At 68.6% G+C, this 15,282-nt stretch carries 10 protein-coding genes; 2 read left to right on the top strand and 8 right to left on the bottom strand.

Annotated elements, in window-relative coordinates; genetic code table 11:
- Positions 1 to 291 precede the first annotated feature (291 nt).
- Positions 292 to 1,869, top strand: a complete 1,578-nt coding sequence (locus H162_RS0105400; RefSeq protein WP_020652432.1) for an aldehyde dehydrogenase (NADP(+)) — start codon at positions 292 to 294, stop codon at positions 1,867 to 1,869.
- Positions 1,870 to 1,939: 70 nt separating this feature from the next.
- On the opposite strand, the gene H162_RS0105395 is transcribed toward H162_RS0105400, so the two are convergent.
- From H162_RS0105395 to H162_RS0105360, 8 genes are all read right to left on the bottom strand, one after another.
- A complete protein-coding gene (locus tag H162_RS0105395) occupies positions 1,940 to 3,136 on the bottom strand; it encodes a sugar ABC transporter permease (protein ID WP_020652431.1) in 1,197 nt (398 codons plus the stop codon).
- A gap of 19 nt (positions 3,137 to 3,155) precedes the next feature.
- The gene (xylG, locus tag H162_RS0105390) at positions 3,156 to 4,709 is read right to left on the bottom strand and encodes a D-xylose ABC transporter ATP-binding protein (RefSeq protein WP_020652430.1); all 1,554 of its coding nucleotides are present in this window, start codon (positions 4,707 to 4,709) and stop codon (positions 3,156 to 3,158) included.
- A 141-nt stretch (positions 4,710 to 4,850) separates the two neighbouring features.
- Positions 4,851 to 5,855 (bottom strand): D-xylose ABC transporter substrate-binding protein, encoded by a 1,005-nt coding sequence (gene xylF, locus H162_RS0105385; protein WP_020652429.1) that lies wholly within the window; start codon positions 5,853 to 5,855, stop codon positions 4,851 to 4,853.
- Between the two features lie 106 nt (positions 5,856 to 5,961).
- A complete protein-coding gene (locus H162_RS0105380; RefSeq protein ID WP_020652428.1) occupies positions 5,962 to 7,740 on the bottom strand; it encodes an IlvD/Edd family dehydratase in 1,779 nt (592 codons plus the stop codon).
- A gap of 5 nt (positions 7,741 to 7,745) precedes the next feature.
- Complete coding sequence (locus tag H162_RS0105375; RefSeq protein WP_020652427.1) at positions 7,746 to 8,621, bottom strand: SMP-30/gluconolactonase/LRE family protein; 876 nt, start codon at positions 8,619 to 8,621, stop codon at positions 7,746 to 7,748.
- On the bottom strand, positions 8,618 to 9,421 hold the full coding sequence (gene xylB / locus H162_RS0105370) for a D-xylose 1-dehydrogenase (protein WP_020652426.1): 804 nt from the start codon (positions 9,419 to 9,421) through the stop codon (positions 8,618 to 8,620). The genes H162_RS0105375 and xylB overlap by 4 nt, the downstream gene beginning before the upstream one ends.
- A gap of 31 nt (positions 9,422 to 9,452) precedes the next feature.
- Positions 9,453 to 10,652 (bottom strand): fumarylacetoacetate hydrolase family protein, encoded by a 1,200-nt coding sequence (locus tag H162_RS0105365; protein ID WP_020652425.1) that lies wholly within the window; start codon positions 10,650 to 10,652, stop codon positions 9,453 to 9,455.
- Positions 10,653 to 10,970: 318 nt separating this feature from the next.
- Entirely contained in the window at positions 10,971 to 12,083 is a 1,113-nt protein-coding gene (locus tag H162_RS0105360; RefSeq protein ID WP_020652424.1) for a LacI family DNA-binding transcriptional regulator, read from the bottom strand.
- Between the two features lie 335 nt (positions 12,084 to 12,418).
- On the opposite strand from H162_RS0105360, the gene H162_RS0105355 reads away from it, so the two are divergent.
- Positions 12,419 to 15,199, top strand: coding sequence for an ATP-binding protein (locus H162_RS0105355; protein ID WP_020652423.1), 2,781 nt, complete (start codon positions 12,419 to 12,421; stop codon positions 15,197 to 15,199).
- The last annotated feature ends 83 nt before the right edge of the window (positions 15,200 to 15,282 follow it).

The raw sequence follows: 15,282 nt of genomic DNA, 5'->3' as shown, positions 1-15,282 counted from the left end.
TTTGTACGTATCATGTGCGTTCTGAAACCATGCTAAACCAACACCTGACGAGCTTGCAAGAAAAATGTTTGCGCTACCACCAATTCTGATCGCAAGCGCGTGGATCGCCTGGATTTGTTATATCGAGGCCATGCGAAAAGCCCCACGGGCGCGACGCCAGCCCCGAAATTGTGAACGGAACACCCATCCGACGACGAGCGCAGGCCAGGACAGTTTGTTATGATAGCGCCCAACAATGAAACCGCAACAACAGCTTCACCGCCACCTACCGCTTTCAACCAAGGAGCATTCATGCACATCAACGGAGACATGATCATCGGCCAGCGCATCGTGCGCGGCAGCGCCGGCGCCATCCAGGCCTACGACCCGGCGCGCCACGCCGCGCTGGAGCCGTCGTTCGGCACCGCCACCGCCGAGGACCTGGCCACCGCCTGCGCACTGGCCGAACAGGCTTTCGACGCCTACCGCGCCACCGGCCTGGAACAGCGCGCGCGCTTCCTCGAGGCCATCGCCGACCGGATCATGGCGCTCGGCCCGGCCCTGATCGCGCGCGCCGGCCAGGAGAGCGGCCTGCCGCAAGCCCGCCTCGAAGGTGAGCGCGGCCGCACCGTCAACCAGCTGCGCCTGTTCGCCAAGGTGGTCCGCGACGGCTACTTCCTCGAAGCGACGCTCGACTCGGCGCTGCCGGAGCGCACGCCGCCGCGTCCGGACCTGCGCATGCGCAAGATCCCGCTGGGCCCTGTCGCCGTCTTCGGGGCGAGTAACTTCCCGCTGGCGTTCTCGGTCGCCGGCGGCGACACCGCGTCGGCGCTGGCCGCCGGCTGCCCGGTGGTGGTCAAGGCCCACAACGCCCACCTCGGCACCTCGGAACTGGTGGCCAAGGCGGTGTACCGCGCCGCCCTCGACTGCGGCATGCCGGAAGGCGTGTTCTCGATGGTGATCGGCGAAGGCAACCAGATCGGCCAGGACCTGGTCAGCCATCCGGCCATCCAGGCGGTGGGCTTCACCGGCTCGCGCCATGGCGGCCTGGCGCTGGTGCGCATCGCGAATGCGCGCGCGGTGCCGATTCCCGTGTTCGCGGAGATGAGCAGCATTAATCCGGTGTTCCTGCTGCCGGGCGCGCTGGCGGCCGGCGGCGCGAAGCTGGCCGGGGCCTTCGTGGATTCGCTGACCCTGGGCGTCGGCCAGTTCTGCACCAACCCGGGCCTGGTCATCGGGCTGGCCGGGCCGGACTTCGACGCCTTCGGCGCCGCCGCCGCCGAGGCGCTGCAGCTGAAGGCCGCCGGCACCATGCTCAGCGCCGGCATCCACCAGGCCTACACCGGCGCCGTCGAGCGCCGCTCGGGCCTGGACGGCGTGCAGCTGCTCGCGCGCGGCAGCGCCGAAGGCAAGGGCTGCGCCGCCCAGGCCGCGCTGTACCGCTGCGACGCCGCCACCTACCTGGCCACGCCGGCGCTGGAAGAAGAGATCTTCGGACCGACCTCGGTGCTGATCGCCTGCCGCGACGAAGCCGAGATGCTGGCGGTGGCGCGCCACCTCGAGGGCCAGCTGACGGCGACCGTGCATGCCGAGGCCGGCGACCATCCGCTGGCGGGCGCCCTGCTCCCCCTGCTCGAGCGCAAGGTCGGCCGCATCCTGTTCAACGGCTTCCCGACCGGCGTCGAGGTCTCGCACGCGATGGTCCACGGCGGGCCCTTCCCGTCCACCTCGGACAGCCGCAGCACCTCGGTCGGCGCGACCGCGATCGAGCGCTTCCTGCGTCCGGTGTGCTACCAGGACGTCCCGGCCGGCCTGCTGCCGGAGGCATTGAAGGATGAGAATCCGCTGGGCCTGGCCCGCATCGTGGACGGGCAGCTGAAGACCGCGTAGTCGACACCTGGCTCGAATGAAAAAGGCCAACCGTGAGGTTGGCCTTTTCTTCTTGCCGCTGGACGGGCGATCAGCGGCGGCCGGTGCGCGTCGCCACGTCGAGCCAGACCGCCAGCGTCAGGATCAGTCCTTTCACGATCATCTGCCAGTAGGCGTCGACGTCGAGCATCGACATGCCGTTGTCCAGGCTGGCCATCACCAGCGCGCCGACCAGGGCGCCGTGGACGGTGCCGATACCGCCGCGCATCGAGGTGCCGCCGATGAAGCAGGCTGCGATCACGTCCAGTTCGGCGGAGGTGCCGGCCGACGGCGACCCGGACGCCATGCGGGCGGTGTTGATCAGGCCAGCCAGTGCGCACATCAGGCCCATCAGGCCGAAGATCCAGAGCTTGACGGCCTTCACGTCGATGCCGGACAGGCGGGTCGCCTCCATGTTGCTGCCGACCGCGTAGATGCGGCGGCCGAACACGGTCTGCTTCGCGATGTAGCTGAAGATGCCCAGCAGCGCAAGGAGGATCAGCACCGGCATCGGAATGCCTTCATAGCTGTTGAAGGTCGAGATCAGTCCGGCCAGCACCACGCCCACGACCAGCACCCGGAACACCGAGCGCCACAGCGCGACCACCTGCAGCTTGTGCCTGGCCTGGTTGACGCGCTGGCGCCAGGCCAGCACGCAGGCCAGCGCGAACAGGCCCAGGCCCAGCGCCACGCCCAGCGCCGGCGGCAGGTAGGCCTGGCCCAGCTGCTCCATCTCCGGCGAGACCGGCGCGATGGTCGCGCCGTCGGTGAGCCCGAGCACCACGCCGCGATAGGCCAGCATGCCCCCGAGTCCGACGATGAAGGACGGTATCCCGGCATAGGCGGTCAGGAAGCCGTTCAGGCAGCCCAGTAGCAGGCCGGCCCCCAGCACGACCGCGACCGACAGCGGCAGCGGCATCCCGTGGGTGACGTCGAGCACGGCCGCCATCCCGCCCAGCAGGCCGAGGAGCGAGCCGATCGAGAGGTCGATCTCGCCGGCGATGATGATGAATACCATGCCGCAGGCCATGATGCCGGTGACCGACATCTGGCGCATCAGGTTCGACAGGTTGCGCGCCGAGGTGAAGCCACCATCGGTCTTCCAGCTGAAGAAGGCCCAGATCAGGGCGATCGCCACCAGCAGCGCCAGGATCTTGTACTGGGTGAAGATCTGCTTGAAGCCGATCGTTTGCTTGGGCGCCTGGCGGGGCGTCTCGATCGGGCGCGCCTGGATGTTATCTATTTTCATGATCGTTCGATGGGTTGGGTTAAACGGGCGCGCCTTCGGCCGCGCGGCTGGCCGGCTGGCCGATGGCGGCGGCCAGCACCATTTCCTGGGTCAGGTCCTTGTTGACGAATTCTCCGCGCAGCTGTCCTTCGCCCATCACCAGCACCCGGTCCGAGACGCCCAGCACCTCGGCCAGCTCGGACGAGACCATGATGATCGAGATGCCCTGCGCGGCCAGTTCCAGCATCAGCTTGTAGATTTCGAACTTGGCGCCGACGTCCACGCCGCGCGTCGGCTCGTCGAGGATCAGCACCCTGGGCCCGGTCAGCAGCATCTTGGCCAGCACCGCCTTCTGCTGGTTGCCGCCCGAGAGCGCCGTGATCGGCAGCGCCGGGCTGGCGGCCTTCAGCGCCAGGCGGCGGATCTGCTCGTCGATCGCGCGCGCTTCCAGCATGTCGTCGATGCGCGTCAGGCGCGCATAGCGCCCCAGCACCGAGAGCGTGATGTTCTCGCCCACCGACAGGTCGCGCACGATGCCGTGCTGCTTGCGGTCTTCCGGCACCAGGGCGAAACCGGCCCGGATCGCCTCCAGGGGTTCCGAGGTGTCGACCCGCCGGCCGTCGAGCCAGACCTCGGCCTCGTACTTGCCGGGATAGGAACCGAAGATCGCGGTCACCAGCTCGGTGCGGCCGGCGCCGACCAGGCCGGCGATGCCGAGGATTTCCCCGCGCCGCAGCTGGAACGAGACGTCGTCGACCTTCTTGCGCAGCGGCTGGTCGGGGTCGTAGCAGGTGACATGGCGCGCTTCCATCACCACCTCGCCCACTTCGTGCGGCAGCGAAGGGTAGAGCTGGTTCAGCTCGCGCCCGCACATCTGGGCGATGATGCGGTCCACGCTCATCGCGGCCATCGGGGTGGTGGCGATGTGCCTGCCGTCGCGGATCACGACGATGGTGTCGCAGATGGCCGCCACCTCTTCCAGCTTGTGCGAGATGTAGACGCAGGCCACGCCCTTCGCCTTCAGGTCGCGGATGATCTCGAGCAGGACCTCGATCTCGGCCGCCGTCAGCGAGGCCGAGGGTTCGTCCAGGATCAGCAGGCGCGCGTTCTTGTTGAGCGCCTTGCCGATCTCGATCAGCTGCTGGTGGCCGCCCCCGTAGTTCTTCACCGGCAGCACCACGTTCACGTCCGGCAGCTTCAGTTCGCGCAGGATTTCCTCGGCGCGATGGTTCATGGCCGGATAATTCAGGCGCCCGCCGGGCAGGGTCGGTTCGTTCCCGAGGAAGATGTTCTCGGCGACCGTCAGTTCGGGCACCAGCATCAGTTCCTGGTGGATGATGATGATGCCGGCTTCCTCGGTCTCGCGCACCGAGCGCGCCCGCAGCGGCTGGCCGTCGAGCAGGATCTCGCCGTCCCAGGTGCCGTGCGGGTAGACCGCCGACAGCACCTTCATCAGGGTGGACTTGCCGGCGCCGTTCTCGCCGCACAGGCCGATGCATTCGCCCGGCCGGATCGCCAGGTCGATGCCGTCGAGGGCGGGCACGCCGTCGAATCGCTTCGCGATTCCCTTCATTTCAAGCAGGTAGCCGGACATACAAGTCTCAGTTCAATGGGTTGCGTCGAAAGAACCGGGCGTGCCGCGGCCAGCCGGAAGCGTCGACGACGCTCCCGGTTCCCGAACCCGCCTCCGGTCCGCCTCGCGGCGGACGCGGCCCGGTTCCAGATCAGTTGCGGATCACTTGCCGGCCAGCTGGGCCTGGGTATAGAAGCCGTCCTTGACCAGCAGGTCGATGTTCGACTTGTTCAGCAGGATGGGCTTGAGCAGGATGGTGTTGACCTGCTTGGCGCCGTTATTGAGCTGGGCGTTGTAGGCGGGTTTCTCGTTGCGCACCAGCTGGATGGACAGCCTGGCGGCGTTCGCCGCGATCTCCTTGAGCGGCTTGTAGACGGTCATCGACTGGGTGCCCGCGATCACGCGCCGCACCGCCGCCAGGTCGGAATCCTGGCCCGAGACGGCGACCTTGCCGGCCAGCTTCTGCCCGGCCAGGGCCTGGATCGCGCCGCCGGCGGTGGCGTCGTTCGAGGCCACCACGGCGTCGATCCTGTTGCCGTTGGCGGTCAGCGCGTTCTCGACGATGGACAGGGCTTCGGACGCGCTCCAGTCCTTGACCCACTGCTTGCCCACCACCTTGATGTCGCCCTTGTCGATCAGCGGCTGCAGCACCTTGAGCTGGCCTTCGCGCAGCATCTTGGCGTTGTTGTCGGTCGGGGCGCCGCCCAGCAGGTAGTAGTTGCCCTTCGGCTTGAGCTGGACCAGCGACTGCGCCTGCAGTTCGCCCACGGCCTTGTTGTCGAACGAGATGTAGGCGTCGATATCGGCATTCAGGATAAGGCGGTCGTAGGAAACCACCTTGATTTTCGCCTTCCTGGCTTCGCGGATCGCGTTGTTGAGCACCGTGGCGTTGTAGGGGACGATCACCAGCACGTCGACGCCGCGCGCGATCAGGTTCTCGATCTGGGCGATCTGGCGCTGCTCGCTGGCGTCGGCGGACTGGACATACACCTTGGCGCCGAGCTTTTCGGCGGCCTGGGTGAAGTAGTCGCGGTCGCGCGTCCAGCGTTCCAGCCGCAGGTCGTCGATCGAGAAGCCGATCTTCGGATTCTGGGCATCCGCATGCGCCGCTCCCGCGGAAAACAGCATTGCGCAGGCCAGGCTGACGGCCTTGATCATCTTTTTCATTTACGTCTCCTATTTATCTTCATTATCACCAGCGCAGTCGTTTCCTGCCGCGGGTCTTGCTATTCTGCTGAAAAAACCGTGGCCGCGCCACCCTCCATCCCCGACTTCAATGATTATGGCGCGGCATGTCCTGTCCCACGCCCCGGTAGGGCAAGGCCATTTCCATGCAGGCGCCGGTGTGCAGCTGGCCCACGGTGGCCCTGTAGATCTCCTGCCAGGGGGTCTGGCTGGCCGGGATGGCGGGCGGCGCGTCCCTGCGGCGCGCTTCCAGTTCGCCGTCGGCCAGCAGTACGTCGCAGCGGCCCAGGTTCAGGTCCACGCGCACCACGTCACCGGTGCGCAACAGCGCCAGGTTGCCGCCGGCGGCGCTCTCGGGCGAGGCATTCAGGATCGACGGGCTGTCCGAGGTGCCGGACTGGCGGCCGTCGCCCAGGGTCGGCAGCGCCGTGATGCCGCGCTTGATCAGGGCGTCGGGCGGCTGCATGTTGACCACTTCGGCCGAACCGGGCCAGCCGACCGGCCCGGAGCCGCGGATCACCAGCATGGTGCGCTCGTCGATCTCCAGCGCCGGGTCGTTGATGCGGTGGTGGTAGTCGTCCGAACCGTCGAACACGACCACGCGGCAGTCGAAGCGGTTTTCCGAGCCGGGCGTGGACAGGTAGCGGGCGCGGAAGGCTTCCGAGATCACGCTGGTCTTCATGATCGCGAAGTCGAATAGGTTGCCCTTCAGGACCATGAAACCGGCGCTCGGCTTGAGCGGATCGGCGAACGGACGGATCATCTCGCGGTCGCCGCTTTCGCGCCCCGCCAGGTTCTCGGCCATGCTGCGGCCGGTCACGCTCGGGCGGCGCGAGCGCAGCTTGCCCGCCTGTTCCAGCTCCCACATGATGGCCGGCGTGCCGCCGGCGCGGTGGAAGCGCTCGCCCAGGTATTTGCCGGCGGGCTGCATGTTGAGCAGCAGGGGCACGTCGTAGCCGACTTCCATCCAGTCCTCGGGCGTGATCTCGACCCCGGCATGGCGCGCCATCGCCACGATGTGCGGCTGGGCGTTGCTGGAGCCGCCGATCGCGGCATTGACCACGATGGCGTCGAGGAAGGCGTCGCGCGTCAGGATGCGCGACGGACGCAGGTCCTCGTGCGCCATCGCGACGATGCGGCGGCCGGTCTCGTAGGCCATCTGGCCGCGTTCGCGGTAAGGCGCCGGGATCGCCGAACAGCCGGTGAGCGACATGCCGAGCGCCTCGGCCACGGCGTTCATGGTCGATGCCGTGCCCATGGTGTTGCAGTGCCCGGCCGAGGGAGCGGACGCGGTCGCGATCTGGAGGAACTTGTCTTCATCGATCTCGCCCGCCGCCAGGCGCCGGCGTGCTTTCCAGATCGCCGCGCCCGAGCCCACCAGTTCGCCCTCGAACCAGCCGTCCAGCATCGGCCCGCCCGACAGCACGATCGCCGGGATGTCGACGGTGCTTGCCGCCATCAGCTGGGCCGGGGTGGTCTTGTCGCAGCCGGTGGTCAGCACGACGGCGTCGATCGGATAGCCGTGCAGGATCTCGACCAGGCCGAGATAGGCCAGGTTGCGGTCCAGCGCCGCGGTCGGGCGGCGGCAGTTTTCAAAAATCGGGTGCAGCGGGAATTCCATCGGAATGCCGCCGGCGTCGCGGATGCCGTCGCGCACCCGCTTGCTGAGCTCCAGGTGGATGCGGTTGCACGGCGAGAGATCGCTGCCGCTCTGGGCGATGCCGATGATCGGCTTGCCCGAACGCAGTTCTTCCGGGGTGATCCCGTAATTCATGAAGCGCTCGAGGTAGAGCGCGGTCATGTCGATGCGCTCGGGGTTGTCGAACCAGTCCTGGGACCGGAAGCGGCGCTTGGTGGTGTCGTTCATCCTTTTTACTCCTGCAGCCGCAGCGCGTGCTGCGGCAGTCCCGGCACATCGGCGCGGAACGTGAACAGCCCGCCCGCGAGCGGCTGCGTGGCCAGCTGCGCGGCGGACAAGCCCTTGCGCGCGCTGCTCACGTACACCGTGCGCAGGTCGTCGCCGCCGAAAGCCAGCTTGGTGATATTCGCGCAGGGGAAGCGTACCTCCCCCAGCTTGCGTCCCTGGGTGTCGAAGCGGTCGATGCGCCAGCCCCCGAAGGTCGCGACCCACAGGTGCCCTTCGGCGTCGACCGCCATTCCGTCCGGGTAGCCGCCGCCTTCCAGCTCGACCAACACGCGCTTGTGCGCCAGGCCGCCGTCCGGCAGCAGGTCGAAGGCGTAGATGCGCCGCGCCAGCGTGTCGGTATGATAAAGGGTGCGGCCGTCCGGGCTGACGGCGGGACCGTTGGTGATCACATAATCCTCGTCCATGCGGCGCACGAGGCGGCCGTCGAAGCGGTACAGGGCGCCGCGCGCCTGTTCTTCGCTGTCGTCCATCGAGCCGAACCACAGGCGGCCCGCGGCGTCGACATGGCCGTCATTGAAGCGGTTGCCGTGCTCCTCGGCCTCGATCTTCGCCAGCGGGACGAATTCGCCACGCGTCTCGATGAAGCGGTACAGGCCATCTTCCAGTGCGCAGACGAAGCCGCCGTCGGCCGCGGGCACGATGAAACTCACCTGTCCCGGCGCATGCCAGCTGCGGCGGTTGCGGCCATCGGCCTCGCAGCAGTGGATGCGCCGCTCCTTGATGTCGACGAACCAGACCTGGCGCGTGGCGGCATGCCACAGCACGCCCTCGCCCAGCGTCGCCTTGATTTCCCACAGGCAGTCCGGTGCAGTCGTGTTCATGCGCCGTACCAGCCCGCGTCGACGAAGTATTCGCGGCCGCTGCAGCGGCGTCCATTGCTCGAGGCCAGGAACAGCGACAGCGCGGCCACGTCCTGCATCTCGACCCGCGCCGGGAGGCACTGGCCCGCCAGGATGCGCGCTTCCTCTTCCGGCGTGTGCCACAGGGCCTGCTGGCGCGGGGTGCGCACGGCGCCCGGGACCACGGTGCTGGCGCGGATGCCGTACTTGCCGAGGTCGCGCGCCATCCCGCGCGTCATGCCTTCGATTGCGGCCTTGGCGGTCATGTACAGCGACAGCTCGGTGTGCGGCAGGTGCCAGGAGATCGAGCCGAAGTTCAGGATCACGCCATCGCCCTGCTTCTTCATGCCCGGGATCACGGCCTGGGAGCAGAAGAACTGGTGGCGCAGGTTGACGTTCATCCGGTTTTCCCAATAGGCCGGGGTCACCTCCTCGATGTCGTGGCGGTCGTCGTTGGCCGCATTGTTCAGCAGGATGTCGACGCCGCCGGCTTCCCCCTCGATGTCCTCGAAGGCCGCCTTGAGCGCCGCCAGGTCGGTCAGGTCGCACTTGATGAAGCGCGGGGCGTGGCGCGGACCGTCGACCGATTCAGCCAGGGAGGCGGCCAGGGCGCGCCCGGCCTCCTCGGCGATGTCGAGGAACCAGACGCGGGCGCCCTGCCCGGCGAAGGCGGCGACCAGCTCGGCGCCGATGCCGCTGCCGCCGCCGGTGACGACGACGCGCTTGCCGGCGAGGTCGGGATAGACCGCGTAGATCAGGTCTTGTTGGGAAGTGTCGGACATGGGATTCTCAGGTGGTTTGATGGTGTGCGGTTCACGCGCTGCGAACGTCCGCGGCCGCCGCCAGGCCGCGCCGGGCCAGGTTGCGGTACAGGGCGCGCACCCCGAAGGTCCACGGCGCGATCCGGTCGCTGCGCTGGACGCGGTTGACCAGGGTGCCCAGCGAAGGGGTGGAAATACTGACGCGGTCGCCCGCGTGATGGGTGAAGCCGCCGCCCGCCGCGTCGCGGTCCTTGATCGGCGAGAACATGGTGCCGAGGAAGAGCATGAAGCCGTCCGGATACTGGTGGTGGGCGCCGCAGGTCTGGGCCACCAGGTCGAGCGGATCGCGGCTGATCTCGCGCATGCGGCTGCTGCCTTCGAGCGCGAAGCCGTCGTCCGCGCCTTCGATCAGCATGCGCAGTTCGAGCTGGCGCAGCGTGTCGATGCCGAATCCGGCGTCGAACAGGCGGATGAAGGGGCCGATCGCGCAGGAACCGTTGTTGTCCTTGGCCTTGCCCAGCAGGAGCGCGCTGCGGCCCTCGATGTCGCGCAGGTTGACGTCGTTGCCCAGGGTGGCGCCCACGACTTCGGCGCGGCTGTTCACGGCCAGGACGATCTCCGGCTCCGGATTGTTCCAGTGCGAGGATGGATGCAGGCCGACATCAGCGCCATGGCCGACGGCCGACATCGGCTGCGACTTGGTGAACACCTCGGCGTCCGGGCCGATGCCCACTTCCATGTACTGCGACCACAGGCCGCGTTCCTGCAGCTCGGCCTTGAGGCGCAGCGCGGCCTCCGAACCCGGCGCGATCTCGGACAGGTTGCCGCCGATCGAGGCCTGCAGCTGCTGGCGCAGCGCGCTGGCGCGCGCCGGATCGCCCTTGGCCTGCTCCTCGATCACGCGCTCCAGCAGGCTGACGGCGAAGGTCACGCCGCAGGCCTTGATCGCCTGCAGGTCGCAGGGCGCGAGCAGGCGCAAGGCGCCCGCCTGGCCGGCGGCGGCCGCTTCGACCAGGGCGGCGGCCGGACCCAGGTCCTCGCCCTCGGCCTCGCGCACGATCGCCAGCAGCTGGTCGCGCTCGTGTTCGAACAGGTCGGCCACGGTGGCGGCGTGGCGGGTGATGTCCACCAGGCGGCCGCCGCGTACGGCGACCACGGCCGGGCCATCGACCGGCGCGGCGCGCCAGACGCGGCCCACCATCAGTGCCTGCCCGAGGTCCTCGGGCAGCATCTCGGCTTGGAATGCGGTCATGTTGTCTCTCTCGGTATCGCCATCGCCCGGATCGGGGCCCCTGGCCTGCAAAACGTTGTGAATATGCCAGCGTCGACGCGCCACATCGTGGCGCGGGCCGGACGCCGGCATCCTTGCCCTGTCCGCCCCCCCAAACATTCTGATAACAGAAATGTTATCGCAACCATTTCAGTCTAAACGGGGCCACCGAGCATTGTCAATGGAATATTGGGCGCTGCGGCAGATGGGGAAACAAAGACGGCAGGCACGGCCGCAAGTGTGTTGCGGACGTCACAGCGCAGGAGGAAAGAAGACGGCGGGCGCGGGCCGCGCGGCCGGTCAGGCGTGGGAGCGCCTGGCGGGCGTGGCCGGCAGCCGTGCGGGCGGCCGGTTGCGCGGCGCGGCGTCGGACTGGCGCCGCACCAGTTCGGAATCCATGCGGATCTGTTCCGGCTCGGCCGCTTCGCCTTCGCGCATGGCGCGCACGCGCCGCACCAGCGATTGCACCGCTTCGCGCGCCATGCCGGCGATCGGCTGGCGCACCGTGGTCAGCTCGGGCCAGATGGTGGTGGCCAGGGCCGTGTCGTCGAAGCCGGTGACGGTCAGGTCGCCGGGCACGTCCAGGCCCAGCCGGTGCGCGACCGCCACCGTGGCGGCGGCCATGTCGTCGTTGCTGCAGAAGATCGCGGTCGGACGCTCGCCGAGCGACAGCAGGAGTTCGGCGGCGTCGAGGCCGGAACGGTAGGTGAACATGCCCTGCACCACCAGTTCCTCGGACGCGTCGGCGCCCTTCTCCGCAATGGCGGCGCGATAGCCCGCCAGGCGGCGCGCGCTGGCGGTCTGGTTCGGATGGCCGACCACGAAGCCGATGCGCTGGTGGCCCAGGGCGATCAGGTGCCGCGTCATGCGGTAGGCGGCGTCGTAGTCGTCGATGCTGACCGCACCCACGCGCGCGTCGGGCAGGCCGCAGGCCACCACCACGGCCGGGATCTCGGCCTCGTTGATGCAGCTGAGCACCGCCTCGCTGTCGCACAGCGGCGGCGGCAGGATGATGCCGTCCAGGCCGTTCTCGATCAGGCGCAGCGCCTGTTCGGCTTCCTGTTCGCCGGCCTCGCATTTTTCGACGAACAGCTGGACATTGTTGAGACCGGACTGGGTCAGCAGGCCGACCAGGAATTCGCTCAGGTAGGCGGCGCTCGGGTTGCTGTACAGGAAACCGACGCGGATCGGCTTGGAGCCGGCAAGATTGCGCGCCTCCTGGTTGGGGGTGTAGTTCAGGGCCGCGACCGCCTCGGCGACCTTGCGCCGGGTGCTCTCGCGCACCAGCCCCTTGCCGTTCATGACACGCGACACCGTCATCGCGGAGACCCCGGCCAGCTTGGCGACGTCGACCATGGTCGGCTTGCCGCGCTCTGCTTCCTCGCGGATGGCCTCGTATTTGGGTTTCGTCATGTTTCGCGCTTTCCTGTCGACGCTGATTGTTTGAACTATGTTAGCACAGTTACAGGAATGAAAGCAGCACGCCGGCCGCGCCTGGCGCTCTCCGGAAATGCGGGCGAAATCGATTTCCCGGGACAGGCGTTTGCGCTAACACGCCGTTCCCCGCGGCCCGATGACATCGATAGCACCCCGGCCATCCATGCAGTTTGGGTACGCGGCTGTTAAACGTTGTGAACTTCCCCCGATGAAGCGTGTACTTACGCTAAACTATTGCTGTTTACAAAGGCAACCGGAGCGCCCAGGCCATCAATGCGCCTCCCGGTCGCACCCGCTTTGGCGCTTATTGCATGGATCACGATATTTCGACTTTCACGTTCGGCCCCTTCGAGCTGCTTCCCGTGCGGCGGGTACTGCTCAAGGACGGCCATCCGGTTCCGCTCGGAAGCCGCGCCTTCGACATCCTGACCATCCTGCTCGAACGCGCCGGGGAAGTGGTCGGCAAGGACGAGCTGATCGCGCGCGCCTGGCCGCGCAGCTGTGTCGAGGAATCGAACCTGCGGGTGCACGTCAGCGCGCTGCGCAAGGCGCTGGACGACGATGCCGGCGGCCGCCACATCGAGAACATCGCCGGCCGCGGCTACAGCTTCGTGGCGCCGGTGACCCACGGCGACGCCGCCGCCTTCCGGCCCGCGCCGGCCCCGCTATTCCCCTCCGACCGACGCCTGGCGCCGCGCGTCATCGGCCGCGCGGGCGCGCTGGCCGCGCTGGCTGGCGAACTCGGCGACAGCCGGCTGGTGACGATCGTCGGCCCCGGCGGGATCGGCAAGACCACGGTGGCGCTGCTGGCGGCCCGGCAGGCCGCCGCCAGCTTCCCCGATGGCGTCTGCCTGCTCGACCTGGGGGCCGTCACCGATCCGGCCCTGATCACCAGCACCCTGGCCTCGGCGCTGCAACTGAAGGTGCTGTCGGACGATCCGCTGGCCAGCATCTGCGCACACCTGCGTTCGCGCCGCCTGCTGCTGATCGTCGACAGCTGCGAGCACCTGGCCGCGCCGGTGGCCCACCTGCTGGCCGACCTGCTGTGCGTGACGCGCGGCCTCAAGGTGTTCGCGACCAGCCGCGAAGCCCTCGGCCTGCCGGGGGAGCGGGTGCATCGCCTGGCGCCGCTCACCGTGCCGGAGCCGGACACGCCGCTCGGCGCCTGGGCGCTGTCGGAGTTCAGTGCGCTCGGCCTGTTCGCCGAATGCGCCGCCGGCGCGCTCGGCGCCGGACTGGTGCGCTCGGACGAGGTGCTCCTGATGGCGAACATCTGCCGCCGGCTGGACGGCCTCCCGCTCGCGATCGAACTGGCGGCCGCGCGCGTCCAGGTGCTGGGCCTGCAAGGCGTCGCTTCCGGCCTGGACGATTGCCTGGCCCTGCTGTCGGGCAGCCGCCGCTTCGGCGACCCGCGCCACCAGACGCTGCGCGCGGTGCTCGACTGGAGCTACGCGCTGCTCGAACCCGCCGAGCAGCGCATGCTGCGCTACCTGTCGGTGTATGCCGGCAGCTTCACCGTGGACTGCGCGCGCGCCGTCAGCGGCGCCAACCCGGCCGGCGCCGCCGATTTCGATCCCGCGCTGCTGTTCAACCTTGCCGCCAAGTCCCTGCTGGTCTGCGAAAGCGATGGCCGCGACGTCGATTACCGGATGCTCGAGACCACCCGCAGCTATGCCGCCGAGCGCCTGGCGCAGGCCGGCGAAGTCGCCTGCGTCCGCCACGCCCATGCGCTGCGCAGCCTCGACCTGGCGGCCGAGGCGCACGCCGACTGGGAGCTGCTCGACGCCAAGCGCTGGCAGGCGCGCTACGCCAAGCGGGTGGCGGATGTGCGGCTGGCGCTGAACTGGAGTTTCGGCGAGGACGGCGATCACGAGCTCGGCGTGCGCCTGGCCAGCGCCTCCGCGCTGTTGTGGAGCGAGCTGTCCCTGCTCGAGGAGCAGCGCGTGCTGGTGCAGCGCGCCCTGCCCTTCGCCGCCGACGCGGCCACCGAGATGGCGCTGCAGTCGAGCCTGGGCAATGCCCTGTTCCACCTGAACTGTCCCTACGAGGACGTCGTCGCCGCCTTCGCGCGCGCCTATGAACTGGCGCGCGCGCTCGGCAACGGGATCGAACAGGCGCGCACCTATAGCGGCATCTGCGTGAGTTACGTCATGCAGGGCAACTATGCGCAGGCGCTGGCGCTCAGCCACGTGTACGCGCCCTACCGCACCCGAAACCGCTCGCGCGTCGCCGACATCCTGTATGACCGCACCATGGCGCTGACCCTGCACTTCCACGGCGAACAGCAGCGTGCGCGCTTCCATGCCGAGCGCCTGTACCGCCAGCCGCGCGCACCGCACCAGAACACCCGCTACAGCGGCGTGCAGTACGACCAGCAGGTGGCCGCGGCCGCCCTGCAGTCGCGCATCCGCTGGCTGTCCGGCTACAGCGAGGAAGCGGCGGCGTTCGGGGCGGAAAGCGTCGACCGCGCACTCGAGATCGACCACCCGATCTCCCTGTGCCTGGCCCTGTCGATCTGCGCCTGCCCGGTCGCGTTCTGGAATGGCGAGCAGCCCGCCGCCGCGCTCTACGCCGACCTGCTGTACGAGCGCTCGCACAGGAACGGCCTGAAGCAGTGGCAGTCCTGGGCCCGGCTGTACAAGGCCCTGCAGGGCGGCATGCGCGCCGGCGAAATGGCGTCGCTCTCGCCCGGCCCGCAGGCGGAGACCTTCTTCACGCTGGCGCCGCAGGTGGCGGGGCCGCTTGACTTCGCCCGTGTCGGCCGTGGGGTGTCCGGCTGGTGCGCCGCCGAGCTGACCCGCCAGAAGGCGATCTGGATGCTGGCCAACGGCAAGTCGCTGCGGCAAGCGGAAGAGGTGCTCGACGAGGCCGCGGCAATTGCCGAGGCGCAAGGAGCGCTGGCCTGGCTGTTGCGCACCGCGATCACGCGCGCCCACTGGTGGTACGCCACGCCGAGGGCTGCCGAAAGCATGGACCAGCTTGCCGCCGTCCTCAAGCGCTTCCCGGCGGGACGCCCCAGCCTCGACCAGCGCGAGGCGGTGTCCTTGCTGGAACACATCCCGGACGCGGCGCCGGCGGCCGGGGCGCGCTGAAGCAGCGGCGGGAACGCCACGGCAGGCGGCGCGCGGGCTGACTTGCAGGCTTGTTCTGGCTATAATTCCGGGCTTCGATCCAA

Source organism: Massilia niastensis DSM 21313 (genome assembly GCF_000382345.1).
In the GTDB taxonomy this organism is placed as follows: domain Bacteria; phylum Pseudomonadota; class Gammaproteobacteria; order Burkholderiales; family Burkholderiaceae_D; genus Telluria; species Telluria niastensis.
The sequence above is the reverse complement of the archived record's forward strand: the minus strand, read 5'-3'. Positions and strand labels throughout refer to the sequence as shown.

Excerpts from the sequence above, each read along its gene's own strand:
- H162_RS0105380 (WP_020652428.1), bottom strand. The coding sequence starts at position 7,740 with ATGAACGACACCACCAAGCGCCGCTTCCGGTCCCAGGACTGGTTCGAC.
- H162_RS0105400 (WP_020652432.1), top strand. The coding sequence starts at position 292 with ATGCACATCAACGGAGACATGATCATCGGCCAGCGCATCGTGCGCGGC.
- xylG (WP_020652430.1), bottom strand. The coding sequence starts at position 4,709 with ATGTCCGGCTACCTGCTTGAAATGAAGGGAATCGCGAAGCGATTCGAC.
- H162_RS0105375 (WP_020652427.1), bottom strand. The coding sequence starts at position 8,621 with ATGAACACGACTGCACCGGACTGCCTGTGGGAAATCAAGGCGACGCTG.
- H162_RS0105365 (WP_020652425.1), bottom strand. The coding sequence starts at position 10,652 with ATGACCGCATTCCAAGCCGAGATGCTGCCCGAGGACCTCGGGCAGGCA.
- xylF (WP_020652429.1), bottom strand. The coding sequence starts at position 5,855 with ATGAAAAAGATGATCAAGGCCGTCAGCCTGGCCTGCGCAATGCTGTTT.
- H162_RS0105355 (WP_020652423.1), top strand. The coding sequence starts at position 12,419 with ATGGATCACGATATTTCGACTTTCACGTTCGGCCCCTTCGAGCTGCTT.
- H162_RS0105360 (WP_020652424.1), bottom strand. The coding sequence starts at position 12,083 with ATGACGAAACCCAAATACGAGGCCATCCGCGAGGAAGCAGAGCGCGGC.
- xylB (WP_020652426.1), bottom strand. The coding sequence starts at position 9,421 with ATGTCCGACACTTCCCAACAAGACCTGATCTACGCGGTCTATCCCGAC.
- H162_RS0105395 (WP_020652431.1), bottom strand. The coding sequence starts at position 3,136 with ATGAAAATAGATAACATCCAGGCGCGCCCGATCGAGACGCCCCGCCAG.